Here is a 25,188-nt window from a genome sequence, read left to right as displayed (position 1 = left end):
ACATGGGAATCGGAGCGGATGGCGGCTTCAGAGGCTGTACGGGCCGAAGCGTCCCCAGGCCACCAGTACGGCAAGGATCAGCAGCACGGCGTTGAGGCCGATCGCGGGGAATTCCTTCTTGCGGGCGTGGTACGTCGCGGCCAGCAGCATTGTGATACCGAGGCCGACGGCGGCCAGCGGTGTCAGCACGGTGGCGATACCGGTTGCCGCGGGCAGGATCAGCCCGAGAGCGCCGGCGAATTCCACGATGCCGATGAAGCGGACGGTGCCGGCTGAGAAGTCGGCCACCCAGGGCAGCTTCTCGACGAGCTTGTCCTTGGGCTGGGTGGTTTTCATGACACCGGCCATGGCGAACATGACGGCCAGTACGGCCTGCACTATCCACAGGAAGATGTTCATCAGGGGTGGAGTCTTTCGGGGAGAGAGCAAGGGAGGGGACGCGGCGGAGCGGACTGCTTGTCGAACACGACGCGCGGGCGCTCGTTGAACGCGATGTCGTTGTAGGTCGGACAGCTGTTGCGCATGAGGTGGGTGTGGATCATGGGGCGGGTCATCCTCGTGTGTTCCAGACGAGGGGGGCCTTGCGGATCCAGGTGTCGTCCTCGATCGTCTGGACGAGGAACCGGGCGAGGTCGGCGCGGTTGATCCGGGCGCCGGGCTTTTCGGTGCCGGCCTCGGCGGCCCGTACGGGGCCACCGCCGGGCTTGTCGGTCAGGGTGACGGCGCGTGCCAGGGTCCAGTCGATGCCGGACGAGGCGCGGATGACCTGGTCGACGCCGGTGTGGTCCGCGAAGCCTGCCTTGAGGTTCGACATCTTGAAGAGCGCCCTGAGCAGCGGGTTGAGCCGCGCCCAGTCGTCTCCGGCGCCCATCGTGGAAGTCAGGACGATCCGGTTGATGCCCTCCTCCTTCATCACGGTCAGGGTGTTGCGGGTGGCGTCGGTCATGAACATGGGCGGGCTGACCGGTTTGGCCCAGGGGTTGTCGGAGGCGCGGGCGTTGTTGAGGGCGCCGAGCACCGCCTCCGTTCCCTCGGCGGCCTTGCGGATGTCGTCGATGTTCGCCGGCGTGCCCTGGATCAGTTCGACGCCGGTCGGGGCCTGGACGGCGTCGGGGTTGCGGACGAGGGCCCGGACGTGGTGGCCACGCTCGGCGGCCTGCTTCAGGACGTGGATGCCGGTGCGGCCGCTGCCGCCGAGGACCAGGAGGCTACTCATGGTGATCAAACGCCTTTCGGGCAGGGGAGTGACCGGTGGGGGTCAGCTGTGGGCCGGTACGGCGCAGCCGTCGGGGCCGCAGACCGCAGCGTCGGCGCCGGTCGCGGGGGTGAGTGGGTGGGATGCGTTCCAGGCCGTGCGCAGCACGTCGAGAAGGCCGTCGCTGTCCTGGGCGCCGGGGATGCCGTACGTGCCGTCGACGACGATGAAGGGCGCGCCGGTGGCGCCCAGGCGCTGGGCGCGGGCGGCATCGTCGCGGACGTGGCGCCGGTGGCGGTGCTCGGTGAGCGCCCGGCGGGTGCCCTCGCGGTCCAGGGCGATCTCCTGGCCCAGGTCGAGCAGGTCGTCCATGCTGAAGACGGGGCGGGCCTGGCCGAAGTAGGCGCGGAAGATCGCGTCCCAGGCTTCGCGGTTCTTGCCCTCGGCGGAGGCGTGGGCGAGGAACTCGTGCGCCAGGTCGGTGTTGGCGACCAGGTTGTCCAGCACCCGGTAGGGGGTGAGTCCCTCGGCCTCGGCCAGCGCCTCGATCCGACGGGTGGACGCCTCGGCCTGGGAGCCGCCCATGCCGTGCCGGCGCAGCAGCGCGTCACGGACGCTGAACGTCTCATCCACGGGGAAGGAGCTGCTCAGCGGGAACGAGTGGTGGACGACCTCCACCTCGTCGCCGTGCTCGAACCGCTCCACCGCCCGGTCCAGACGGTGGCTGCCCAGTCCGCACCAGGGGCAGGTGACCTCGGCCCAGATCTCGATCTTCAAGACGCGCTCCCATGCCTGCGCTGGACTCCTACGTTTTGTTCGTAGCGCCATGATGGGTCAGTGTGGAAGCCGATACAAAAGGCACATGGGTGTTCGTGCCGGAGAGGAATGTGCGTCATGGAGGTCACCGGCAGTTCGGGCGGCGCGGCGGCGGTGGGGCTCCGCCAGCGGGCGGCATCGCCCTCGCGCCGCGATCGGCGCGGCACGGCTGCTCGCCCCGCAGCAGCACTCGCAGGTTCGCCCGGAAACCGGCTCGGCCTCGTAGGCCTGGCGCCACCGGTCGGTCTGCACAGGAAGTCGGTGGCCACGCGCGGGGCGACCTGGTCCTCGACTGCGAGATCGTGGGTCGCCGCGGCCTTCTCCTGCGGCGTTGGCAGACTGTCGGCCCGTCCACCCAACCCGGCGTCGCCTGGCCGCGTCCTGAGTCCACCGCGGCACGCCGTGAGCACGAACATCACCGGCCCGGTCCGAACGTCCTTCGTTATCGGGAAGGCCCTTGCTCCGCGGTCTTCGCCGCCTACGGACCCGCTGGGAAAACTGGTACGCCATGCACGATGACCCTCGCCTGCAAGATCCCGGCTTCCCGAAGGACTCCTACGAGGCGCTCCAGCAGGGGTCGCGGCCGAGGTAACGCAGGAGGACCGCCACGTCGTCGTCGCACTGCTCGGGGGTCAGGGCGGCGGTGTACGCGCGGGGGCGCAGCGGCTCGACGATCTCCCGGGCGACCTTGAGGAGGGGGCGGGCCAGCCCGGGCGTGAGCGGTGACGGCCGGCCTGTGGCCACGGAGATGTCCCAGGCGTGGACCGCTGCGTCCGGCCCGCACGCCGCCGAGCCGGACCATGGGGACAGCTTGTGCGGCGGCACCGGCACGGGCACCTCGGCGGCGTCCCGGTCGGCCCCCGCCCACGCCTTCGCCGCGCGTGCCAGGGCGTCCTCCAGGAACGCCTGGGGGGCCACCCCCTCCATCTCGCCCGACGGGGTGAACGGGTTGAAGTCGGGGCCGGGTTCGCCGGTCAGCGCGGCGGCGTAGCCGATCTGGTCGCCGACGGCGTGCTGGAGGACCTGGGTGACGTCCCAGGCGGCGCAGGGCGTCGGCAGGTGCCAGCCGTCGGCGGGGACGGCGCGGACCGCCGTACGCAGTGCTTCGTGGGAGGCGTCCAGGACGTCCCGACCGATGGAGATCGTGCCCTCGCTCATCGCCGAGCTCCCCGTCGTGGTGCCGTCACCGTGATGCAGGTTGTTGTCATGCGTCCCCTCTCGACCCGTGGCGACAGGAGAACCAGTGCCCGCTGCGACGGCAGGACCGCCAGTACCAGTCGCGACGGGATGAAGGATCGTCACGAGTGTCCTTGCGCGGCACAGGCAGGAAGCGTGCCCACGAGAACGGTGAGGCCGGGCTCGGCCAAGCGGCGGACGGTCTCGTCGCGGCGCGCGACGGTTCTCGCACCGCGAACGCCGGTATTCCGAAAGCGGGTTGCATGGCCGGGGACAGGGTCGGCGCTGAACGTAAAGGGCACTCCGTACGGAAGTCAAGAGCGACGCCCGCGGTCTTTTCCCTGGTGGGGGACGGAGGGGAACGCGCCGGAACCGTACTCGTCGGAAATGTTGACGCGACCACGGCACAAACTTATCTTCTGCTCGAAGTCCCGCACAGAGTTCGTGATTTCGAACAAAAGCGTCCCGTCACGGTGATCGGCCAAGTGGACTGGCCGGGCGCCTGGAGGAAGATGTGAAGAAGACCGTAAGAGCTCTGCTCGCCTTGCTGGGCCCGCTGTTGCTGGTCCTGCTGGGTGTCCCCTCCCTTCAGGGCACCGCCTCGGCCGCCTCCTCCGCTCCAGCGCCCGGGCAGGTCACCCGGTACACGATGACCGCGTTCACCAACAGCAGTGAGTCGAACCTGTACGTGTACGACTCGCCGGACGCTACCGCCTTCACCCTGCAGAAAGGTCCCGCCTACACCCCGCCGTCCGGGCTGATCCGGGACCCCAGCGTCTTCAGGCACACCGACGGCTTCTACTACCTCACCTACACCACCAACTGGACCGGCAACACGATCGGTTTCGCCCGCAGCGCCGATCGGGTCAACTGGACGTTCCTCTACGACTACACGGTCCCGATCAGCGGACTGACCCGCACCTGGGCGCCCGAGTGGTTCGTCGACACCGACGGCAGCGTCAACGTCGTCATGTCTCTGACCGCGGCGAGCACCGCCACCCACTTCACCGCCTACAGGATCACGGCCACCGACTCCGCGCTGACCACCTGGTCCGCACCCGTCCAACTGGCCGGCATCGGCCCGAACAACATCGACACCTTCATCGTCAAGGTCGGCTCCACGTACCACGCGTTCACCAAGAACGAGACGACGAAGTACATCGAGTACGCCACCGCCTCCAGCCTCACCGGCCCGTACACCTTGCGGAAGACGGGCGACTGGGCCGGATTCGGCAGCTGGGTCGAGGGCCCGGCCCTGGTCCAGCTCGACAACGGAGGCTGGCGCATCTACTTCGACGGCTACCGGGCCGGGAAGTACTGGTACAGCGACAGCTTCGACAACTTCGCCACCTGGTCCACACCCGCCGAAGTGCCCGCGCTCTCCGGCTTCATACGCCACGCCACCGTGCTGAAGGAGACGGTGCCCGACGGTGTCGCGCTGCCCACCGGCACCACCCGGTCGCTGCGTTCGGTCAACTACCCCGACCGGTACGCCGCGGTGCGCTCCGACAGCCTCGGCTACATCGACCCGGTGAGCTCCTCCAGCAGCACCGCCGTCAAGCAGAGCGCCACCCTGACGATCGTGCCCGGCCTCGCCGACGCCGCCTGCTACTCCTTCCGTGACTCCGGCGGCCGCTACATGCGCCACTGGGACTTCCGGATCCGCTTCGACGCGGACAACGGCACCGACGTCTTCGACAAGGACGCCACCTACTGCGCCCGTCCGGGCACCGCCCCCGGTTCCGTCCGCCTGGAGTCGTACAACTACCCCGGCCGCTACGTGCGCCACTACAACTACGCACTGCGCGTGGACACCGGTCAGAACACCGACACGTTCCGCGCCGACAGCTCCTTCACGGTGGTCAGCCCCTGGGCCTGACCTGCCCCCTGACGCTCGCCCATCAGATCCGCCTACCAGGAAAACGAGGTTCCATGCGCAGAAGAACGTTCAGCCGCAGACACCTGTCCGTGGCCGCCGCCACGACCGCGGCCCTGGCCTCCCTGGGCGCGATGCTCGTCGCCCAGCCGGCTCAGGCAGCCACCAGCGGCGCCCTGCGCGGCGTCGGTTCCGGCCGGTGTCTCGATGTGCCGGGCGCCAGCCAGACCGACGGGACCAACCTGCAGATCTGGGACTGCTGGAGCGGGACCAACCAGCAGTGGACGCTGACGGACAGCAACCAGCTCACCGTGTACGGCAACAAGTGCCTGGACGTGCCGGGCCACGCCACCACGGCCGGTACCAAGGTGGCGATCTGGGCCTGCAACGGCGGTACGAACCAGCAGTGGCGGGTCAACACCGACGGCACCGTGGTCGGCGTGGAGTCCGGGCTGTGCCTGGCCGTGACGGGCGCCGGTACGGCCAACGGCACCGCGGTGGAGATCGCGGCCTGCAACGGCGCCGGCAACCAGAAGTGGACCGGCCTGTCCGGGACGGGCACCACGTGTTCCCTTCCGTCGACGTACCGGTGGACCTCGACGGGAGCCCTGGCGCAGCCGGCGAGCGGCTGGGTCTCCCTGAAGGACTTCACCACCGTGACGTACAACGGCAAGCACCTGGTCTACGGGACGAACTATCCGACCTCGTCCGGGTCGTGGGGTTCGATGGCGTTCAGCCCCTTCACCAACTGGTCGGACATGGCCTCGGCCACCCAGACCGGCATGAGCCAGTCCGCGGTGGCGCCCACCCTGTTCTACTTCGCGCCCAAGAACATCTGGGTGCTGGCGTACCAGTGGGGTGCGTGGCCCTTCATCTACCGCACGTCCAGCGACCCCACCAACCCCAACGGCTGGTCCGCGCCGCAGCCGCTGTTCACCGGCAGCATCACCGGTTCCGGCACCGGCCCGATCGACCAGACCCTGATCGCCGACGACCAGAACATCTACCTGTTCTTCGCCGGCGACAACGGCAAGATCTACCGCGCGAGCATGCCGATCGGGAACTTCCCGGGCAGCTTCGGCTCCTCGTACACGACGGTCATGAGCGACACGACGAACAACCTGTTCGAGGCGCCGCAGGTCTACAAGGTCCAGGGCCAGAACCAGTACCTCATGATCGTCGAGGCGAAGACCGCGAACGAGGTGCGCTACTTCCGCTCGTTCACGGCCTCCAGCCTGAACGGTACGTGGACCCCGCAGGCGGCCACCGAGAGCAACCCCTTCGCGGGCAAGGCCAACAGCGGTGCCACCTGGACCAACGACATCAGCCACGGTGACCTGGTCCGCAACAACCCCGACCAGACCATGACCATCGACCCCTGCAACCTGCAGTTCCTCTACCAGGGCAAGTCCCCCAGCACACCGTCGACCACCCCCTACGAGCAACTGCCGTACCGGCCCGGCGTCCTCACCCTGCAGCGCTGACCCGCCCTCCCGCACCGAAGACCGGGACGCGGGCGGGCCGGCCGGGAGCGTCTGCTCCGGGCCGGCCCGCCCACGCGGTGTCAGCCTGCGGCGGGAACCGACGCGCGGGGTGGTTCGGGCAGGGCCTCGGGGGACGGCGTGTGGTGCGGACCGGGCTCGGCTGTCACCGCGAGGGAGGTGGGGGCGGAGATGTAGGGGATCGCTCCGCTCAGGACCGCCTTCGCGCGGCCCTCGTCCAGCTCGCCCTCCCACCGGGCGACGGCCAGGGTGGCGACGCCGTTGCCGACCAGGCTGGTCAGGGCACGGGCTTCGGACATGAACCGGTCGATGCCGAAGATCAGCGCGAGGGCGGCGACGGGGACGTGCGGGATCGCGCTGAGGGTGGCCGCCAGGGCGATGAACCCGGAGCCGGTGACACCGGCCGCGCCCTTGGAGGTGAGCAGCATGACGGCGAGCATGGACAACTGCTGGGTGAGGGAGAGGTCGATGCCGAGGGCCTGGGCGAGGAAGACCGAGCCCATGGTCAGGTAGATGGCGGTGCCGTCGAGGTTGAAGGAGTACCCGGCGGGGAGCGTGATGCCGACGACGGGCCTGGAGGCGCCGGCGTGCTCGAGCTTGGCCATCATGCGCGGCAGGACGGGCTCGGTGGAGGACGTGCCCAGGACGATGAGCAGTTCTTCCTTGATGTAGCGCAGGAAGAGCAGCAGCCGCAGCCCGTTCAGGCGCATCACGGTGCCGAGGACGACCAGGACGAAGAAGAGGGCGGTCAGCCAGAACGAACCGACCAGCAGGGCCAGGTGGCGCAGGGTGCCCAGCCCGTAGTTGCCGATGGTGAACGCCATCGAGCCGAAGGCGCCGACGGGAGCGAGCCGCATGATCCAGCGGATGAGCGTGAACAGGACCGCCGAGAACTTCTCGATGCCCCGGGCGATGCCCAGGCCGGCCTCCCCGGTGGCGTGCAGGCCGAAGCCGAACAGCACCGACACCAGCAGCACCGGCAGGATCTCGTTGCCGGTCAGGGCGCTTATCAGGGTGGCCGGGATGACGGCGAGGACGAACTCGGCGAAGCCCTCGTGGGCCGTGGTCGCCTCCGCCGGCAGACCCTTGGTGGACAGGCTCGCGACATCGACGTGCAGACCGTCGCCCGGTGCGACGACGTTGACGACGACCAGGCCGATCACCATGGCCAGGGTGGTCAGCACCTCGAAGTAGACCAGGGCCTTGAGGCTGACCCGGCCGACCGTGCGGGCGTCGCCCATGGAGGCGATGCCGTGGACGACCGTGCAGAAGATGATCGGCGCGATGAGCATCTTCACCAGCGCGATGAAGCCGTCGCCGAGCGGCTTGAGTTCGGCGCCGACGTGCGGCCACAGCGTGCCCACGAGGGCGCCGAGGAGGACGGCGATCAGGCACTGTACGTAGAGGTGGGACAGCATCCGGCGGATGCGGCCCGGCGGTGCGGTGACGGTACCCGGGGCGGCGTCGTTGCGGCTCATGCGGGGCGTCCTTCCAGGACGGGAACGAGGAGTTCGGCTCGGGCGATACGCCGGGCGGCGCGGTGCAGGACCACCGTGGGGGACGCGCCGTCCGGTGCGGGGACGCCTTGCGTGGTGATCACGCCGGCGGGAGTGCCCAGGCGCAGCGTGCCGTCGGCGGTCTGCCGGGCGACGCGGTGGGCGAGGGTGCCGGGGGTGGCGGCGGCCGCGGCCAGGGCCACGGCGGAGGTCAGGCCGATCGCCGGGTGCGGGGCGTGCATGGAGACCATGCGCACGGCCAGGTCGTACTCGTCCTGGGTGACGAGCACGCCCTGTGTGGTGCGATAGGAGGCAGGCCGGGCGACGATGCCCACCTTGGGCACCGCGTGGCTGACCGGGTCGCCCTCGCGGGCCAGGCCCATGGCCAGCGCCGCCCGGCGGCGCAGCAGTGTCAGCGCGGGCACAGCGGCGGCGAACGCGCTGAGGGACTCGGTGCCGTCGAGGCCGAACGCCTTGGCCTCGAACAGGGCGGCCGGAGCGCCCGCGTCCACGAGGGACGCCTCGACGACACCGTCCGGGCCGGTCAGCTCGTCCAGTGTCCGGCCGGTCGGCAGGGCACGGCCGGTCGTCGAGCCCGCCGGGTCCTGGAATCCCAGCAGGACGGGAACGCCCCGTGCCGAGGTACCCGGGACCAGGGCCGTGCCCTCCTCGGGGGCCACGCCCGCGGGGGTGGGGATCGTGCCGGTGAGGCGGGCCCCGGTGTTGACGTTGAGCATCCGGACGGTGGTGGTGTCCGACGCGATCGGCACGAGATCGTGGTGGACGGCGTACAGGGCCACGGCGGTGGCGCAGTTGCCGCAGTTGCTGGCCCATTCCACGCGCTCGTCGCCGATTCCCACCTGCGCGAAGGCGTACTCGACATCGACGCCGGCCCGGGTCGACGCCTGTACGACGGCGGCCTTGGAGGTGGTGGAGGACGCGCCGCCGACGCCGTCGATCTGACGGGGGTCGGCGGCGTTGAAGGCGGCGAGCAGGAGGGCGTCGACGTCCACACCCGTGGCGGCCACGTCGCGGTGGTCGAAGATCCAGCACTTGCTGGTTCCTCCGCGGATCATCTCGCCCTGCAGACGCAGCACAACCGACTCCTCACAGACAGGGAAGGGGAATCCACCCGCGGTCTCGCCGTGCGTGGTGTCCTCCACGGTGGGTTACGACAGCGTGAAGTACAATCTCGGAAATGTGTATGGCCCTTAAGAGCAAGTGAACGCTGGAGGCAGCGGCATGCTCGACGTCCGGCGCATCCTGCTGTTCACGGAGGTCGCCCGGCGCGGCTCGGTGACAGCGACCGCCCGCGCCCTCAACTACACACCGTCAGCGGTATCGCAGCAGATCAGCCGCCTGGAAGCGGAGGCAGGACAACCCCTGCTCGAACGCCACGCCCGGGGTGTCACCCTCACCGACGCCGGACGGGCCCTGGCCGAACGGGGCCAGCGGATCGAACGCGAACTGCGGGCCGCGGAGAACGAACTCGCCGACCACGCCGGCCTGCGCGCGGGCACCCTGCGCATCGGCACCTTCCCCACCGTCGGCGCCTCGCTCCTCCCGCACGCCGTGATCGCCTTCCGCGACGCCCACCCCGGCGTACGGCTGACCGTGCGCAGCGCACGCATCGCCGGACTGTGGACGATGCTGGAGAACCGGGAGATCGAGATGTCGCTGATGTGGGACTACGACTGGAGCCGGATCGACCGGGAGGACATCGTCGTCACCCCCCTCCTCGACGACCCGCCGGCTCTCCTCGTCGGCGACCACCACCCGCTCGCCGGCCGTGACACCGCCTCGCTCGCCGACTTCGCACGTGACCCCTGGATCACCCGGGCGGACCACCACCCGGTGGCCGAGGCGCTCGTGCGCGGCTGTCGCGCCGTCGGCTTCGAGCCCCACATCGCCTACGAGGCCCACGACTACCAGGAGGCCCAGGCCATGGTCGCCGCCGGTATCGGCGTCGCCCTCGCCCCCACCCTGGCCCTGGAGGGCATCCGACCCGGCGTCAGCGTCCTGCCCCTGCAGCCGCCGGCCCCCGTCCGCCGCATCCTCCTGGTACGCATGGCAGGCCACTCGCTCACCCCGGCCGCACTGACCTTCGCCGGCCTCCTCCGCGACGCCGTGACCACCCGGAAACCCTGACACCGGGCCACGCCCACCGGTCGGTCGACCGTCGCGCTCACCCGTATCCGCGACGCGGACGACGGCTGACGCACGATCAGGGGCCGTGGCGGCGGCCACGGCCCCTGACGGATACGCCGCCGGTGGAGGACGACGGGGGCGCTGTGTTCAGACGGGTTGCGGGGCGGGCCGTCCGGCGAGTTCCGGCAGTCGGTCCACGTGGATGCCGAACCAGGTCCGCAGCACTTCTCGCAGTTCCTCCTCGCCGGTGATCCTCTGCCTGACGGTTTCCTGCCCCTTCCTTTCCCGGACGACTACGCGTCCCGTCGCGGTCAGCGCCACCTTTCCGTCCTCCAGGCGACGGACGCACAGGATTTTGTTCGCGAACGGGGAATCGGGAGCGGTCCGGTACCACCAGAGGACGGGAAAGAAGAAGGCGATGTCGCGGGGCCTGGTCTCCAGCCGATAGAGCGGCACGCCGTCGAGCGCGAGGTCGATGTCGCCTTCGGGTGCGTCGGAAAACAGGTAGGTTCCGTGCGGGTCTTCCTGCGGTGTCCGCAGGTCCAGGCGCAAGGGCCACCGGCTGTGGCTGCCCTGCGCGACGTCGACCAGCCACGGCCCGGCCCCGGACGGTTCATCGGTCTCCACCCTGAGGACGAAGTGGCCGGTCTGACTGCTCAGGTGGTTCCCCCGGTGGATGCGTCCACCCAGGAAGGCGACCCGGTAGCCGAATGCCTGGAGCAGGAGGGCGAAAGCCGAATTCAGCTCGCAGCATCCTCCCCGCCGTTCGCGGACGATCCTGTGGACCGCCTCGACGGAATAGGGTACGGACTCGTTCAGATGGAACGAGAGGTTTTCGAACGGAATGGACAGTACGTGGCGCTCCTGAAGGTGCTTCAATGCTGCCGCGTCGGCCTTCTCCGGCCTGCGGGCGCCTATGCGCCGCAGATAGGCGTCGACGAGTTCGGGTTCCATGTGCGTGAGGGTCCTGTCGGCGGTCGGAGGGGGAGAACACGTCCCAGGACCCGTCGCGGCCGCGCTTCGCCCCCGGCCGCCGAGGCAGGCGAACCGGGGGAGTGCGGAGCGGTCGGGGCCCTGGGGCGTCCGGTCAGGTCGTGGGCACCTGCTCGGCGTCGTGGCCGAAGAGCCAGGAGACGGTGTCCAGCAGGTCGCCGTGCTCCGGCGCCGGCCGGGGTGCGTCCGGGTCGTGGAAGACGCGGATCATGTCGTTGGACCGCTGCTGGACGAGGACGGTTCTCGGCCGGCGTGCCGCTTCGTACCGCTGCAGCGCGGCCGGGATCCCGGAGCGCTCCGCGTCCCGCAGGCAGGCCGCGAGCGCGAAGGCGTCCTCGATGCCCTGGCTGGCCCCCTGAGCCATGAACGGCAGCATGGGGTGGGCGGCGTCGCCCGCCAGCGTGATGCGCTGCCGGCTCCATGCGAAATCGGATTCCCTGACGTGCAGGGCCCAGCGGGTCACCGTGTCCGTCGCCTCGACGATACCCAGGACCGTGGGGTCCCAGCCCGTGTAGGCCTCCAGCACGTCCCGGATCTCGCCGGGTTCCGACCAGGATTCCGTGGGTTGCCGGCCCGAGGGAACGGTCGCGACGAAGTTGACGAGCTCACCGCCCGCCACGGGGTAGCACACGAAGTGCTGTCCCGGACCCGCCCAGATCAGCGATGCCCACTCGCCTGCCGGGAAGGGCGTGCGGTCGGCCGGGGCGAGGCCCCGGTAGACGGTCTGCCCGGAGTAGACGGGTTCGTCGCGTGTCAGGCAGCCGCGGACCACCGAGCGGATGCCGTCGGCCCCCACGACGAGGTCGGCCTCGACCGCCGTGCCGTCCAGGAAGCGCAGTTCGGCGCCGTCCGCGTGCTCGTCCACCGCGACGCACGCCTTCCCTGGGCGCACCGTGCCCGCAGGGAGGAGCCTCAGGAGCGCGGCGTGCAGATCCGACCTGCGCAGAAGGTAGTAAGGGACACCGAACCGCTCCTCGCACCGGTCACCGAGCGGGATGCGGCCGATCACCTCGCCGCGCTCCCAGGAGCGCAGTTCGATCCCGGCCGACGGCACCGCCGTCTTGGCGAGGTCGTCGGCCAGCCCCAGCCGGTGCAGCAGGCGCACGGCGTTCGGCCCCAGCTGAATGCCGGCACCGGTTTCCCCGAGCCCGGGTGCCCGCTCGAAGACCTCGCAGGTGACGCCGGACCGGTCCAGCGCGGCGGCCAGGGTCAGGCCCGTGATGCCGGCTCCCACGATCGCCACGCGTGGTCCGTGCTTGTGCTCAGCCACCCGGGGTCACCTCTCCACGCAGAATTCGTTGATCGGGTAGCCGACGTGCCGGTCCTCGCTGGGCAGGTAACCCAGCACCCGGTCGCCGGGCCTGAGCTCGGTGCTGTTCAGCACCGCGCCACCGGGGCCGAGCACCCGCACGTGCCAGTCGTCCTGAAGGATCAGGTTGACGCTGCGGCCGTCCTCCGACACCGCGTCGATGGATATCAGCGGACGGCTCTCGATCTTGACCCGGCCGACCGTGACGAGCCGGGTCTGCCCCTTGACGTCGACCGCCATCACCTTGCTGCCGGACTTCAGCTCGCTCAGGTAGTGGGTACGTCCGTCACGGGAGAGGGTGTACGAGTGAATCGCGCCCGCGTTCACCCGGAACGGGCGGGTCGGCATGTAGGGAAGCGGGTGCGTCTCACTCACGCAGAGGATCATTCCCTTGGAGTGCGAACCCACGAGGATCCCCTCGTCCTCCCGGAAGTAGCTGCAGGTGTCGACGCAGGCCCGCTCACCCATGCCCACGTGCTCCGTCGCCCGGACGGTGAGCTCGACGAGGTCGAGGGCCGGGGTGTGCACGACGGCCGCCTGCTTGAGGGCGGTGGCGTCGCCCACGGCGGCCGGCGCCATCATCACGCCGTCGGACCCGTGCTCGAGCACACCGAAGATGATCTCCGCCTCTTCGGCGTCCTGGGCGATGGTGATCAGGCTGCCCGTGGCCTGTGCGGCGGCGGCGATGACGATCTCCAGCGGGATCTTGGTCGGATCACGGAAGAGCAGCAGGCTCCACCGCTCGGTGCGCGCCGAGTCACAGGCCTCCTCCAGGGAGTCCGCGTCGATGATCTCCACGAACCGGCCGAAGTCCACCCCTGGATGCACGGCCGCGAGTTCCGCGGGGCTGCCGTGCTCCCGCGGATCGACGATCACCACGTCGGCGCCGCCGAGATCCTTGGGGAGCTTCTTGCCCTGGGGAAAGAGGATCTTCTTCACGGTGGGGGGCAGCTGCTGTAGCTCCTCCAGCTTGTCCGACACGACGCCGTCCAGCCGCTGGTGCACCGCCTCCTCGAGCACGGCCTCCTTGGCGGTGGTGGTGCGGATGTCCAGCCACGTGAGCCTCATACCTGTCCGTTCCTTGCCTTGATCTTCACTGATGACACCGTGCCGTATGGCCGTCATACGGCGCTCGTGCCCCGTCCGAGCAGCTCGGCCGGGGCCGGGGGGAACACGTCCCCGTGCACCAGACGAGCGAGTTTCCTCGTCGTGTCCGCGGGATTCGCGGACTCGAAGACGTTGCGTCCCATCGCGACGCCCGCCGCGCCCCGCCTGAGCGCCGTGTCCACGAAACGCAGCAACGCCTCTTCGTCCGTGAGCCTCGGCCCGCCGGCCACCAGAATCGGCACCGGGCAGCTCGCCGTGAGGCGGAGCATTTCGGCTTCCGAGTCGACGCAGTAGGTCTTGACCACGTCGGCCCCGAGCTCGACGGCGACGGCCACCGCGTGGGCCACGACGGCCGCGTCCCGGGGGTCGGCGATGTGCGGCCCGCGCGGGTACATCATCGCCAGCAGCGGCACGTTCCAGCGGTCACAGTCCTCCGCGACCTTCGCCATGTCGGCGATCTGGCGCGCCTCCTCCCGGGAACCGATGTTGACATGCACGCTCACGGCGTCGGCACCCCACCGCAGAGCCTCCTCGACACTTCCCACCACGGTTTTCGCGTCGGGGTCGGGAGCGTGCGCGGTGCTGGCACTGAGATGGACGATGAGCGAGGTCTGGGTGAACCAGGCGGGATCGACGAACCGGACGCTGCCCTTGTGCAGCACCACCGCGTCCGCGCCGTTGGTCGCCAACTGGCCGACCAGCCGATTGAGGTTGGCGCCACCGGCGGCGAACGGACCGTCCGAGAGGGGATGGTCGAGCGGCACCACGAGCATGCGCTGCGGATTGCGCCGGTGGAGGCGCAGCAGACGCGTCCTGCGCCCGGATGACGTGCCGTTGAACGCCCTCGTTGAACTGTGCATGGTCGTTCCTGGGAGTGAGGAGGGGTGGGGGGTCGGCAGCAGCAAGCACAACGTACATATCCGGGGCCCGGCTGAGACCGATTCACGCGCGTTTCAGGGATATCCCTGAATTCCGGCCATGCGTACCGGAGTTGGCGCGTTCACCTACCTTTCACCGCAGGCCCGCGGAATGCTCGCGGAACCTCCGCAACCGAGCCCCGTACAGCCGTCCGCGAGACAGCCACGACCAGAACGGCCCTGGTGACACGTGCAGTCAGGGCCCGGACAGCCGGGATGCCGCGGACGCCCGGCACCGGCTGCTCCTATGCCGACCCGCATCAGCTCGCCCGCCGGGTCCGCTGCCTGCTGGATTGTGGGAGTCACAGCTCGTCGAGCAGCTCGTCGAGCGATGCTGGGTGGGGCGCTGGGTGCCCTGCTTGGTTTCGTTCGGTTGTCAGGTGGAGCGGGAGCGCCGGTGGGCTGCGACTCGTTCGCGGGTCGCGCATCGGCGGGAGCAGTAGAGGCGTTCGGGGCCGCTGCCCTGGGTGATGAAGACGTTGTGGCAGCGGGGTGAGGCGCAGATCCTGCCGGGCGGGCGTTGGCGGTCCCACACGAGGACGGCCAGGGCCATGCAGGAGGAGGCGAGGAGCCATTCGTCCCAGGGGGCGTTGTCGTCTTGGTCGAGGTGGGGATGCCAGGGGGTGCTGCCGCCGTGCGAGGTCAGGCGGAGTGGTCCGGTGTGCTCCTGCAGGAGGCGGTTGAGGGTGGCTGCGGCGCCGTCGGCGTGCTCGGCGGCGAAGACCTGCCGCAGCAGTGTGGCAGCTGCGCGCATCCCGGCGACATCGCGGGGGGTGAGGTCGATGGGCTCGGTCTCGCCGTAGGCGCGGAGCACGTCGGCAACTCCGGCCGGATCGGGGTGGTCGTCAGCGAGAACGTTGATCAGCGCGGCGGTCCGTCGAGCCGTGGTCAGCACGGAGTGCCGGGTGGACCAGTCGCCGCTGTCGGAGAGCATCTGCGGAATGTAACGCATCTTGCTGAGTTTTCAGTTACTTCCGTAACGTCTTGGTGATGAGAAGGCGTTACTCACTCCGCTTCTATCTCGCCGGAGCAGTGGCAGCCCGTGCCGGAGACGAGATGTCAGGCCCTGCGCTGATGCTGGCGGGATTCGCCGTGGCGGGATCGACGGTCGAAGCGTCGGCGCTGCTTGCGGGCATTACGGTCTCTGCCGCCGTAGGCGGACCGGTGCTCGGGGTGCTCCTCGACAGAGCCGGACGGCCGGGACGCCTGCTGGCCGGGGCCCTCGTCATGTATGCGGCGGGGCTGGGAGTGATTCTCGTGGGACTCGCCCGATTGCTGTTCGCTGTCATCATGGTGATCGCCGTGGTGACAGGGCTGCTGGGGCCTGCCCTGTCGGGCGGATGGACGGCCCAACTGCCCCGTGTGGTGCTCGGCGACCACCTGCAGCGGGCGAACGCGTTCGACGCCATGACGTTCAGCGTGGCGAGTCTTGCCGGTCCTGCTCTCGCCGGCGGCGTGGCGGAGGTGCTGGGAGCCCCGTCGGCCGTGGTGGTCTCCGTGGTGCTCATCGCCTTGGCGCTGCCCGCCGCATGGAGGCTGCCCGCCCCTCCCGGCCGGGCGCGGGGAGCTCACACGACCTCGGTGATCAGCGACCTCGCTGCCGGGATACGGATCATCGTCGCAAGACCCTCACTGGCCCGGGCGACCCTCGCCTCCATCGTCTCCTGCGTGTCCCAGGGCATGCTGACGGCGTGCATCCCGCTCCTGGGCGAACGCGTCCTGGGCGGAGCCGGCCGTGGCGCGGTGCTGCTCTCCTGCACGGCGGTCTCCGCCCTGGTGGCCAACGCCGTACTCGCCTGGTTTCCGCGCGCAGTCGCCCCCGACACGATCATCTGGACCAGCGCCCTGGTTCAGGCTGTCGCGTTGGCCTTGGCCACCACGGGGTCACCCATGGCGCTCATCGTGGCCGTACTCATAGCAGGGGCCGGCGAAGGTCCCCAACTGACCGCCCTGTTGGCCGTCCGCCACCGGGAGGCTCCGGAACCCCTGCGCGGCCAGGTCTTCACCACCGGCGCCAGCCTGAAGATCACCGGCTTCGCCCTGGGGGCGGCGGTTGCCGGACCCATGGCGACCTGCTCCCTTCCGGGCGCCTTGGCTCTCGCAGCGGGCGCGGCGGCCCTCGCCGCGCTGGGCTTCTTCGCCATCCCGTCGGGGGCCGCCGACCGAGGCGTACGCCGTTTGGCCGTGGTGGGGGAGGCGTCTGCCCGCTCTGCCCGCTCCGCTCCGGGCTGCCGGTCTTTGCCGAAGTCGTAGGCGGTGTGGGGCGGTCACCGGACGAGACGGGGTCCTGTCCCTGACGGCGCGGCCGTGCGTCGACGTGGGTCATGGCCGGGTTGGTGCCCGGCTCGTGGGGTGTGAGTGCGTAGGGATGATCATTGTGATGGAGAGTGCTCACCGGGTCGTGTTGGTCGGGTGCGGCTGTGCGGTGCTGATGGCGGGCAGGACGGGACCCAGATAGGCGAGGGCGCCGCCGATGCCGGTGCCGCCCTTCGTCGTCACCGCGGCCGGCCCGGTGATCCCGCCCGGGGGAGCGGGGGCGGTGATGGCGGTGATGGCGGTGTCGTCGTCGACGGTGAAGCCTGCGGCGGGGACGCCGACGATCAGGACGGCGGTGGTGTCGGTGAAGCCGCTGCCGGTGATGGCCAGCAGCGTGCCGTCCCCGGTCGGGCCGGAGGAGGGACTGATCCCGGTGGCCGCGGGCAGTACCGGGGCGAGGTAGGTGAGACTGCCGCCCGTGCCGGTGTCCGCACTCGTGGTGGCGTTGACCGTCACGGTGCCGGTGGCCTGCGCCGGGGCCGTCGCCAGGGTCGTGGTGTCGGCGGTGGCCGGGTAAGCCGGCGCGGGCAGGTTGCCAGCGACCACGGCGGTGGCACCGGTGAATCCATGGCCTGTGATCGTCGGCTGGGTGTCGTCGCTGGTTGGTGGGGAGGGGGGTGGATGGTTGTGACGGCCGGTACCGTCGGTGTCGTGTGGTCGACGCGGCGGTTTGTGGCCGTGCCCGGTGGCACGGCGACGCCGTTCTGGGCGTTGGTGGCGGCCTGGGGGGTGTCTTCAGCGTGGGGGTGGTGCTGTTCAGCACGGTGAAGGGTACCGAGTCGTCGCCGCGCAGCACTGTGGGGACGGACGTGCCGGGTCCGGTGCCCGGGGCGGTGGTGCTTGTCCCACCGGTGGTCGGCTCCGGTGGGGGACGTCAGCTGTGATGCCGGGCACGCCGGCTCCTTCCACGTCGGCTGGTAAGGATGGGCGCCCCGCCAGTGCTCGATACCTGAGATGGCAGTAGCTGATCACCCGGGCAGGGTGATGACAATGAGTGTTCCCCGTTATCACTTGATCGGGTGAGGGGGGCCGGAATTCCGGAACGGATGCCCGGGGCCCGCGCGGCAGAACCCGGGGCGGGGCCGCACTCCGGTCCGGTCCCGGTCTGCTCCGGGCCGTGCCTCCCGGCTGTCCGGGCCCGTGCGGGCTGCTGCCGGTCCGGCGCCGCCGCCCTGTGCCGCTGGTCCTGCCCGGTTGCGGGGGAGGCGCTCTGCCCGTAGCGGCCCGTCATGCGTCACCCGCGGCCCGGGCGCGGCCTGTCCGTGGCCGGGCCGTGCCGGTCGGCCCGTCGGCCCCGGGGGCCCGTCGGCCCCGGGGGCCCGTCGGTCCCGGCCGGTTTCTGCCCCGGGACGGCTGCCGGGGGCCCGGTGCGCGTCAGGCCTTTGTCGCGGACGGGGTGCAGGCAGGGGGTCTGGCGGTGCGCCCGCGGCCGTGCCTGACCGGTACGGAAAGCGCCCCGCCCGTACGCCCCGCCAATGGAGTGACGATCCCTCCTGTCCCTTGCGGCATATGTCAGATGCTGCGTCACTGGAAATATCCAACCGGTGGGCAGCCCATCCTCCCGGGGGACGCGACTTCGGTACGGCTTTCGACCGCCAGAAGGGGTAGGGGGTTGCAGGGCCCTGCCGGAGCTGCGATGGGCACTCCCGGGAGGTATTGGATCGCCAGTCGGTGTCACTCGTGTGGCACCGACTGGTTGGTTGCCGCGTCAGGCGGTGTTGCGCCACGCACCGGCCCCGGGCCGTATGGGCCCTGTCGAGGACAGGCGCGGACATGCCCTGCGCCGAGAGGGGTCTGCCCGGGCATGCACGCTCGTCCTTCCCCGACGGCAGGGGGGGGCGCCGCGCCGTTCCGGACGCCCCCTTTCCCTCACCGTTCACGGCACCTGCCGGCCTTCTTGCGCCCGGTCCGACCGGTCTCTCCGGCACGCGAAGCCGCCGGCCGTAACCGTCCTCGGCGGCAACTCTGTTCAGCGGAACGCTGTGTCGCCCCGGGGCGGGCTGCTCCCGTGCTGGCATCCTGTCGTGGAGCCCGGGCGGACTGGACGAAGCCCTGGCTCCCCGGTCGGCGAAAGGGAAGAAAAGTGGATTTCATGACCGCAGATGCCGGACCGGGACGGCGGCACTGCGCCGGCACGGCCGCGGCGGCCGACGACGGCCCGGGCGTCCTGGGGGAATCGAGCACGGTGGACCTTCTGCGGCACATCTTCCGTTTCAGAGCACCGTCCGGCGTGGCACCGGCGGCCGGCGGCGCGGCTCCGGCCGCCGGGAACAACGGCTGACCGGCTCCTGCCGGGTGACACAGGCCCGGGGGCGGTGACGCGGCCCGCCCGGTGAGCGTCCAGGCCGGCACGGCTCGCAGAACCGGAGCCGGAACCTGGCGAAGCACGCCTAGGAGTCTGATGAAGATCTTGCTCCGGCCGCCTGACTCGCCCCGGATTGCCAGTAAATGTCAATCACTATGAACCGGTGCAAGTCGGGCGCGATTTCACGATCTTCAGGATGCTTCTAGTGTCATGAGTCTTTATTTCGATACAGAAGTAGGCTGGGCTCATGGCGCGTATGGGTCGGCCGACGGTCGAGGTGGTTCTGACGGATGAGGAGCGAGAGACGCTGCTGCGCTGGTCACGGCGGGCAACGTCCTCGCAGGCTCTGGCGTTGAGGTGCCGGATCGTACTCGCGTGTGCTGATGGCGGCTCGAACACCGCGGTGGGAATGGAGCTTGGGGTCCACCCGGTCACGGTGGCCAAGTGGCGTAAGCGGTTCGCGGCCGACCGGCTCCAGGGTCTGTCGGACGAGCCGCGGCCCGGCCCGCCCCGCACGGTGAGCGACGAGAAAGTCGAGGAGGTGGTCGTGCGGACCCTGGAGACCACTCCGAAGAACGCCACGCACTGGTCGACACGGGACATGGCCGCGGCCAGCGGCCTGAGCCAGTCCACCGTCTCGCGGATCTGGCGGACCTTCGGCCTCAAACCACACCTGGTGGACACCTTCAAGCTGTCCAAGGACCCGCAGTTCATCGAGAAGGTCCGCGACGTTGTCGGCCTGTACCTGGACCCGCCCGAGCGGGCCATCGTCCTGTGCGTGGACGAGAAGTCACAGATCCAGGCGCTGGACCGGTCGGCGCCGGTGCTGCCGATGATGCCGGGCATGCCCGAGCGCCGCACCCACGACTACTTGCGCGGCGGCGTGACGACCCTGTTCGCCGCCCTGAACGCGGCCACCGGCGAGGTCATCAGCTCGCTCCACCGCCGGCACCGCGCGGTGGAGTTCAAGAAGTTCCTGGCCAAGCTGGACAAGGAGGTCCCAGACCATCTCGACGTCCACCTGATCTGCGACAACTACGCCACCCACAAGACGCCCGCGATCCAGAAGTGGCTGCTGGCCCATCCCCGGTTCCACATGCACTTCACCCCGACCAGCTCGTCCTGGCTCAACCAGGTGGAGCGCTGGTTCGCACTGCTGACGGACAAGCAGATACGGCGTGGCGTCCACAGGAACGTCCAAGCCCTGGAGAAGGACATCCGGGCCTGGATCGCCGACTGGAACGACAACCCGAGGCCCTTCGTCTGGACGAAGACCGCTGACGAGATCTTCGAACGCCTCACCGGATATCTGAATCGAATCAAAGACTCAGGACACTAGGGGGTGTTGCGAGAGTCCCGCACGGCACCCACGGCGCCTGGCACGCCCTCTCGGCGCACCGGCCGAAATCCCGAGTACGTCCAGTACGAGGGCTTTCGTCCGGCACTCCGAGAGCACGCGCCGGACACCGCGGGCACCGCACAGGATTTTCGCAACACCCCCTAGTAGGGCTTGGTCAGGTTTATTCGCCGGTGGCGTGTCCGTTTGATCGGGTGTGTTGTTGACCGGGTGTGCTGGGTGGGGAGTTGGCTGCGGTCCGGTGTGATCTGGAGGACTTCGCGGCGGAGATGTTCGAGCTGTTCGCGCGGCCGGGTCAGCGCCGGTGGGGCGAGGTGTATCTGCGGGGGCTGCTGCTGGACGCGGCGCGAGTGGGTGGAGCCGATGGCCGCACGGCTGGGTGAGGACGGCAACGGGCAGGTTCTGGCCCATTTCATCACCTCCAGCCCGTGGGGCGCGGCGTATGTGCGGGCCGGTCTGGCGTGGCGGATGCAGCAGGTGATCGAGCCGACCTCGCTGAGCGTGGATGATACCGGCTTCCTCAAGGACGGTGATGCCTCTGCCTGTGTGGCCGGGCAGTGCACCGGCACCGCGGGCAGGGTCACCAGCTGCCAGGCCGGGGTCTCGCTGCATCTGGCATCGGACCGGGCGTCGGCGGCCGTGGACTGGCGGCTGTTCCTGCCCGAGAGCTGGGATCCCGCCTCGCCGAAGGCCGATCCGCTCAAGGTGGCCCGCCGGGACACGTGCGGTATCCCGGCCGAGGTCGGCCATGTCGAGAAGTGGCAGCTGGCCCGGGACATGATCGACGAGACGCAGTCGTGGGGCATCGACATCCCGCTCGTCGTCGCTGACGGCGGCTACGGCGATGCCGCCGCCTTCCGCCTCGGTCTGGAAGAGCGTGGGCTCTCCTGCGTGGTCGGGATCTCCGCCACGACCACCGCCCGGCCGGAACCAGCACAGCTGCACACCCCGCCCTGCGGCGGTCGCGGTCCCCGGCCTCAGCCTGTCTACCCCGACCCGGCCCGGGCAGTGAAGAAGCTGGTCATCGAGGCCGGCAAGCGGGCCGCCCGGCCGCTGCCCGGGCGGGAGCCTTCCCGCCCGGGCAGCGGCCGCAGCGGCCTCAAGCGCATGTACTCACGCTTCGTGGCCTTGCGGATCAGGCCCGCCGGACGCGAGATCCGCAAGGCCTGCGACGGCCCGGAGCTGCCGGTGCGCTGGCTGCTGGCCGAATGGCCCGCCACTGAGGCCGAACCCGTGCAGTTCTGGCGGTCCAGCCTGCCCGCCGACATCCCGCCGGCCGCCCTTGTGCGCACCGCGAAGCTGCGCTGGCGTATCGAGCACGACTACCGCGAGATGAAGCAGGTCCTGGGCCTGGCCCGCTTCGAGGGCCGCACCTGGAGAGGCTGGCACCACCACGTCATCCGGGTCTTCCGTCGCGCACGCCTTCTGCACCCTCCAGCGCATCACCCGGTCCCCAAAAAGAGACGGCGCCGGCCTGAGCCTCTACCGGGTCGCCCGTGAACTGCAGTTACTCCTCGCGGTCTGGACCGGCGCCTGCCCCACCTGTCACCGCGACATGCCAGAACCGATACCCACCTGACCAAGCACTGCTAGATGCCGGGCGGTTCCACCCGGTGGAAGACGAGCGCGGGCGCGGTGCCTGCGGCGGTGGTGACCTCGATGGCGGCCGCGCCGGGCGGGCCCGCCGGTACCGCAGCAGTCAGCTGGCTGTCGGAGAGCACCACGAAGGCGACTGCCGCGCCGCCGATGGTCACGGACGTAGTGGTCGTCAGGCCGGTGCCCGTCAGGGTCACCACGGTTCCTGCGGACACGCCTGCGGTGGGGGGCGACACGGCGGTGAGCACAGGGGCGGACACGTAGGCGTAGGCGAGCGGGTTGCTGGACCCGCCCGGCGTGGTCACCGTCACCGATACCGTCCCCAGTCCCGGCGGTGCTGTTGCCACGATCTCCGTGGACGACAGGACGGTGAAGACGGAACCGGACGTGGCGAACTGCACCGCTGTGGCGTTCGAGAGGTTCTGCCCGCTCAGGGTGACGCTTGCGCCGCCGGCGGCCGGCCCGGCACCGGGGGAGATCTCCGACAGCACAGGGGCCGGGGCGTAGAAGTAGTAGGCCCCCGGGGAAGCCGCGCTGGTGCCGGCCGGTGTCGTCACGGTCACCGGCACCGCGCCGGGAGACCCGGGGGGCGAGACGGCCGTGATCTGCGTCGGCGAAGTCACGGTGAACGAGGCGGCGTTGGCAGCGCCGAAGCGCACCGCCGTGGCACCGGAAAGGTTCGCACCCGTCAGCGTGACGGCGGTACCGCCGCTGGTGGGGCCGGAGACGGGCGAGACGCCGGTCACCGAGGGCAGGACGACCGTGTAGGTGAAGCTGACCGTCGTATTGCTGCTCCCGCTGGGGGACACCACGGTCACCGGGACGGCCCCCGCGCCTCCCGGTGGGGTGACCGCGGTGATCCGCGTGGAGGAGTTGACGGTGTAGGAGGAAGCGTTGGCCGAGCCGAAGCGTACGGCAGTGGCGCCCGTCAGGCTGGTACCGGTGATGGTGACGGTTGTTCCTCCGGAGGTGGGTCCCTGCGTGGGGCTGACCGACGTGACCACGGGAGGCATCAAGGGCTCCTAGGGAGACTGAGAAGACGGCGGGGACGAAGGTTCAAAGGCAGGCGGCTGTGCCGAGGGCTGTCCGGCTGACCGGGATGCCCCGTTCGCGGTGCGTCATGTCTGCGGCGGGAGAAGCCGGAGCGGAGCGGAGCCCGGCACGCCACTCGCCGTGGTGGTGGCGGGGTCGTCTGCACCTCGGGGCCGGTCGGTGCGGCCGCGCCGTGCAGTCCGCACCGACACGAGGCGGGCCGGCGCCGGCCCGCCCGGGTGGGTCCCGCACGTTCTCCAGCAGTAGTGACCCACAGGGGCCGTGCCCGGAACAAGGGGCAGCGGCGCCCACTCACCCGCACGGAGTAACGTCCGCCGCCCTCCGTGCCCGGCTGCCGGGGCCGCGCTGTGTCCGCCGCCGCGGCCGGGCCGGCCCTGCGCGGGGGCACCGGGGCGGGGCCCGGCCCCGTCCCTCGGGGCCGTCCCGGGCGCGCGGGGCGTGCACCCGTCGCGACGCGGCGGCACCAGCGCCCACGCCGTGGCCGTCGCGACGCGGCGGCCACGCAGCGGAGCTGTCCGTGGCTGGGGAAGCGAACGCGGCACGGCGTCAGACCTGGTGGCCGGGCCCACGGGTGACGCACCGCCACGGCGGAGCCCGGGGGGCGTGTGCGAGGGGACCGCCCGGATCGGGCCGCGCGCCCGTCGCTTCCGGCTCCTCATGCGCGCGCTCCGCCATACGGGCGATGTTCGGTTCTGTCCCTTGCTCTTTCTTTCACCCGTATGGATCACTGGAGACACCGGCGGTTCGCCCATTCAGCCGGACAGCGCGACACGGCTCCGCCGGTTCCTCACGGCGAGCTCGCGCAGGAGCTGCGCCGCCCGAGCAGCGAGAACGCCAGCCGTAGCGACCGCGGCAGTTCTGCGCCGTCTGCCTCATGGCCGGCCTGCACACGCGGCTTCGGTGTCCGTCACCGCAACCGCGTACGGCGCGGGGCCCCTTGCGGTGCTCTCCCACACACGGCCGTGGAGCACGGCCGCGGCGCCCCCTCATCCGAACCCCAGAAGGAGACAACCATGTCTGTCGCCACCCTGTTCCCCCTCCCCCCGATCCTGACGCAGCCGACCCTGATCGCCGCCGTCCCGGGATTCGGACCGACCAGCGGAGGCAACGTCGTCCTCCTCATCGGCACCAACCTGGGCGGGGCGACCTCCGTCACCTTCGACGGCGTGCCCGCGACCATCGTCGCGCAGGACCCCCTGGGGATCCTGCTCACCGTCATCGCCCCTGCGCACGCCGCGGGCAACGTGCCCGTCGTCGTCACCACCCCGGCCGGGGCGAGCACGCCGGCCCACTACACCTACGTGCCCCCCGTGACGCCGGCGCCCATCGCGCTGGCGATCACCCCGGTGACCGGGCCGGTCGAGGGCGGCACACCCTTCACGATCATCGGCGCCAACCTCGCCGGCGCCTCGGTCACCTTCGGCGGAGTCCCCGCCACCGGCGTGAACGTGATCGGCGGAGTCATCCTCACCGGCGTGACTCCTGCTCATGCCGCGGGCCTCGTCTCCGTCCAGGTGACGACTGCGGGGGGCACCACGACCGTACCCGGCGGCTTCACCTACGTCGGGCCGGCCGTGCCCACGGTCACGGCCATCACGCCGGCTTCCGGCCCCGCCGCGGGCGGCACGCCGTTCGCCATCACGGGCTCCCATCTGACAGGTGCCGCCGTCACCATCGGAGGAGTCGCGGCGACCAACGTCATCGTCGACCCCACCGGGACGGTACTCGCCGGCATCACACCGGCCGGGACGGCCGGCAACGCCGCGGTGGTGGTGACCACCCCGGCAGGCTCGGCCAGCGTCACGGGCGGCTTCACCTACGTGTGATCGACGAAAGCCGCACGCCACGATGATGCCCGCACTTCGTGTGCGGGCATCATCGTGGCGTGTGCCGTCCCGGCCCGTCTCGCGGGTTTCGGTGTCCTTTGCGGAAAGCGGAGCGCGAACGGACGGCATGGGATCGACGGCCGCCCGGAACGGCTGACGGCCGCCCGGAACGGCATGGCGCGGAAAACCGGGCAGAATTC

20 protein-coding genes and 1 pseudogene are annotated in these 25,188 nt (G+C 70.4%); 8 read left to right on the top strand and 13 right to left on the bottom strand.

Going from position 1 to position 25,188, the window contains the following annotated elements:
• Window positions 1–27 precede the first annotated feature (27 nt).
• The 4 genes from U5640_RS00480 to U5640_RS00465 all read right to left on the bottom strand — a co-directional run bounded on the left by U5640_RS00480 (window position 28) and on the right by U5640_RS00465 (window position 3,169).
• Entirely contained in the window at window positions 28–399 is a 372-nt protein-coding gene (locus U5640_RS00480) for a DoxX family protein (protein WP_133050106.1), read from the bottom strand.
• 151 nt (window positions 400–550) lie between these two features.
• The gene (locus tag U5640_RS00475; RefSeq protein WP_340373806.1) at window positions 551–1,216 is read right to left on the bottom strand and encodes an NAD(P)-binding oxidoreductase; all 666 of its coding nucleotides are present in this window, start codon (window positions 1,214–1,216) and stop codon (window positions 551–553) included.
• 42 nt (window positions 1,217–1,258) lie between these two features.
• On the bottom strand, window positions 1,259–1,972 hold the full coding sequence (locus U5640_RS00470; RefSeq protein WP_340373805.1) for a DsbA family oxidoreductase: 714 nt from the start codon (window positions 1,970–1,972) through the stop codon (window positions 1,259–1,261).
• A 594-nt stretch (window positions 1,973–2,566) separates the two neighbouring features.
• Entirely contained in the window at window positions 2,567–3,169 is a 603-nt protein-coding gene (locus U5640_RS00465) for a TIGR03086 family metal-binding protein (RefSeq protein ID WP_340373804.1), read from the bottom strand.
• A 532-nt stretch (window positions 3,170–3,701) separates the two neighbouring features.
• Between U5640_RS00465 and U5640_RS00460 the strand changes: the two genes are divergently transcribed.
• A complete protein-coding gene (locus U5640_RS00460) occupies window positions 3,702–5,066 on the top strand; it encodes a glycoside hydrolase family 43 protein (RefSeq protein WP_340373803.1) in 1,365 nt (454 codons plus the stop codon).
• 53 nt (window positions 5,067–5,119) lie between these two features.
• Entirely contained in the window at window positions 5,120–6,547 is a 1,428-nt protein-coding gene (locus U5640_RS00455) for a non-reducing end alpha-L-arabinofuranosidase family hydrolase (protein ID WP_340373802.1), read from the top strand.
• A gap of 80 nt (window positions 6,548–6,627) precedes the next feature.
• Here the strand turns inward: U5640_RS00455 and dctA are convergent, their stop codons facing one another.
• Window positions 6,628–8,043, bottom strand: a complete 1,416-nt coding sequence (dctA, locus tag U5640_RS00450; protein WP_340373801.1) for a C4-dicarboxylate transporter DctA — start codon at window positions 8,041–8,043, stop codon at window positions 6,628–6,630.
• Entirely contained in the window at window positions 8,040–9,158 is a 1,119-nt protein-coding gene (locus U5640_RS00445) for a PrpF domain-containing protein (RefSeq protein WP_340373800.1), read from the bottom strand. Before U5640_RS00445 ends, dctA begins: the two co-directional genes overlap by 4 nt.
• A 145-nt stretch (window positions 9,159–9,303) precedes the next feature.
• Here U5640_RS00445 and U5640_RS00440 point away from each other — a divergent pair, with 145 nt between their 5' ends.
• The gene (locus U5640_RS00440) at window positions 9,304–10,209 is read left to right on the top strand and encodes a LysR family transcriptional regulator (RefSeq protein WP_340373799.1); all 906 of its coding nucleotides are present in this window, start codon (window positions 9,304–9,306) and stop codon (window positions 10,207–10,209) included.
• A 147-nt stretch (window positions 10,210–10,356) separates the two neighbouring features.
• Here the strand turns inward: U5640_RS00440 and U5640_RS00435 are convergent, their stop codons facing one another.
• The 5 genes from U5640_RS00435 to U5640_RS00415 all read right to left on the bottom strand — a co-directional run bounded on the left by U5640_RS00435 (window position 10,357) and on the right by U5640_RS00415 (window position 15,487).
• The gene (locus U5640_RS00435) at window positions 10,357–11,163 is read right to left on the bottom strand and encodes an arylamine N-acetyltransferase (RefSeq protein ID WP_340373798.1); all 807 of its coding nucleotides are present in this window, start codon (window positions 11,161–11,163) and stop codon (window positions 10,357–10,359) included.
• A gap of 133 nt (window positions 11,164–11,296) precedes the next feature.
• Window positions 11,297–12,472, bottom strand: a complete 1,176-nt coding sequence (locus tag U5640_RS00430; RefSeq protein ID WP_340373797.1) for an FAD-dependent monooxygenase — start codon at window positions 12,470–12,472, stop codon at window positions 11,297–11,299.
• 6 nt (window positions 12,473–12,478) lie between these two features.
• Window positions 12,479–13,579, bottom strand: a complete 1,101-nt coding sequence (locus U5640_RS00425) for a 3-dehydroquinate synthase II (protein ID WP_340373796.1) — start codon at window positions 13,577–13,579, stop codon at window positions 12,479–12,481.
• A gap of 53 nt (window positions 13,580–13,632) precedes the next feature.
• Window positions 13,633–14,478 carry a 2-amino-3,7-dideoxy-D-threo-hept-6-ulosonate synthase gene (locus tag U5640_RS00420; RefSeq protein ID WP_340373795.1) on the bottom strand — a complete coding sequence of 282 codons (846 nt, stop codon included), beginning with the start codon at window positions 14,476–14,478 and terminating at the stop codon, window positions 13,633–13,635.
• Window positions 14,479–14,911: 433 nt separating this feature from the next.
• Complete coding sequence (locus tag U5640_RS00415) at window positions 14,912–15,487, bottom strand: CGNR zinc finger domain-containing protein (RefSeq protein WP_340373794.1); 576 nt, start codon at window positions 15,485–15,487, stop codon at window positions 14,912–14,914.
• Between the two features lie 38 nt (window positions 15,488–15,525).
• On the opposite strand from U5640_RS00415, the gene U5640_RS00410 reads away from it, so the two are divergent.
• A complete protein-coding gene (locus U5640_RS00410) occupies window positions 15,526–16,788 on the top strand; it encodes an MFS transporter (RefSeq protein ID WP_340373793.1) in 1,263 nt (420 codons plus the stop codon).
• A 138-nt stretch (window positions 16,789–16,926) separates the two neighbouring features.
• Here the strand turns inward: U5640_RS00410 and U5640_RS00405 are convergent, their stop codons facing one another.
• A complete protein-coding gene (locus U5640_RS00405) occupies window positions 16,927–17,397 on the bottom strand; it encodes an IPT/TIG domain-containing protein (RefSeq protein ID WP_340373792.1) in 471 nt (156 codons plus the stop codon).
• A gap of 1,546 nt (window positions 17,398–18,943) precedes the next feature.
• Here U5640_RS00405 and U5640_RS00400 point away from each other — a divergent pair.
• From U5640_RS00400 to U5640_RS00390, 3 genes and pseudogenes are all read left to right on the top strand, one after another.
• A complete protein-coding gene (locus U5640_RS00400) occupies window positions 18,944–19,132 on the top strand; it encodes a hypothetical protein (RefSeq protein WP_340373791.1) in 189 nt (62 codons plus the stop codon).
• Between the two features lie 271 nt (window positions 19,133–19,403).
• Window positions 19,404–20,495, top strand: a complete 1,092-nt coding sequence (locus U5640_RS00395; protein ID WP_340373790.1) for an IS630 family transposase — start codon at window positions 19,404–19,406, stop codon at window positions 20,493–20,495.
• A 230-nt stretch (window positions 20,496–20,725) separates the two neighbouring features.
• Window positions 20,726–21,972, top strand: a pseudogene (locus tag U5640_RS00390) (IS701 family transposase); the annotation flags it as partial.
• Window positions 21,973–22,102: 130 nt separating this feature from the next.
• Here the strand turns inward: U5640_RS00390 and U5640_RS00385 are convergent.
• The gene (locus tag U5640_RS00385) at window positions 22,103–23,122 is read right to left on the bottom strand and encodes an IPT/TIG domain-containing protein (RefSeq protein ID WP_340373789.1); all 1,020 of its coding nucleotides are present in this window, start codon (window positions 23,120–23,122) and stop codon (window positions 22,103–22,105) included.
• Between the two features lie 1,053 nt (window positions 23,123–24,175).
• Between U5640_RS00385 and U5640_RS00380 the strand changes: the two genes are divergently transcribed.
• Complete coding sequence (locus U5640_RS00380) at window positions 24,176–24,988, top strand: IPT/TIG domain-containing protein (protein WP_340373788.1); 813 nt, start codon at window positions 24,176–24,178, stop codon at window positions 24,986–24,988.
• Window positions 24,989–25,188 lie beyond the last annotated feature (200 nt).

The sequence above is a fragment of the Streptomyces sp. SS7 genome (assembly GCF_037993025.1).
In the GTDB taxonomy this organism is placed as follows: Bacteria; Actinomycetota; Actinomycetes; order Streptomycetales; family Streptomycetaceae; genus Streptomyces.
The sequence above is the reverse complement of the archived record's forward strand: the minus strand, read 5'-3'. Positions and strand labels throughout refer to the sequence as shown.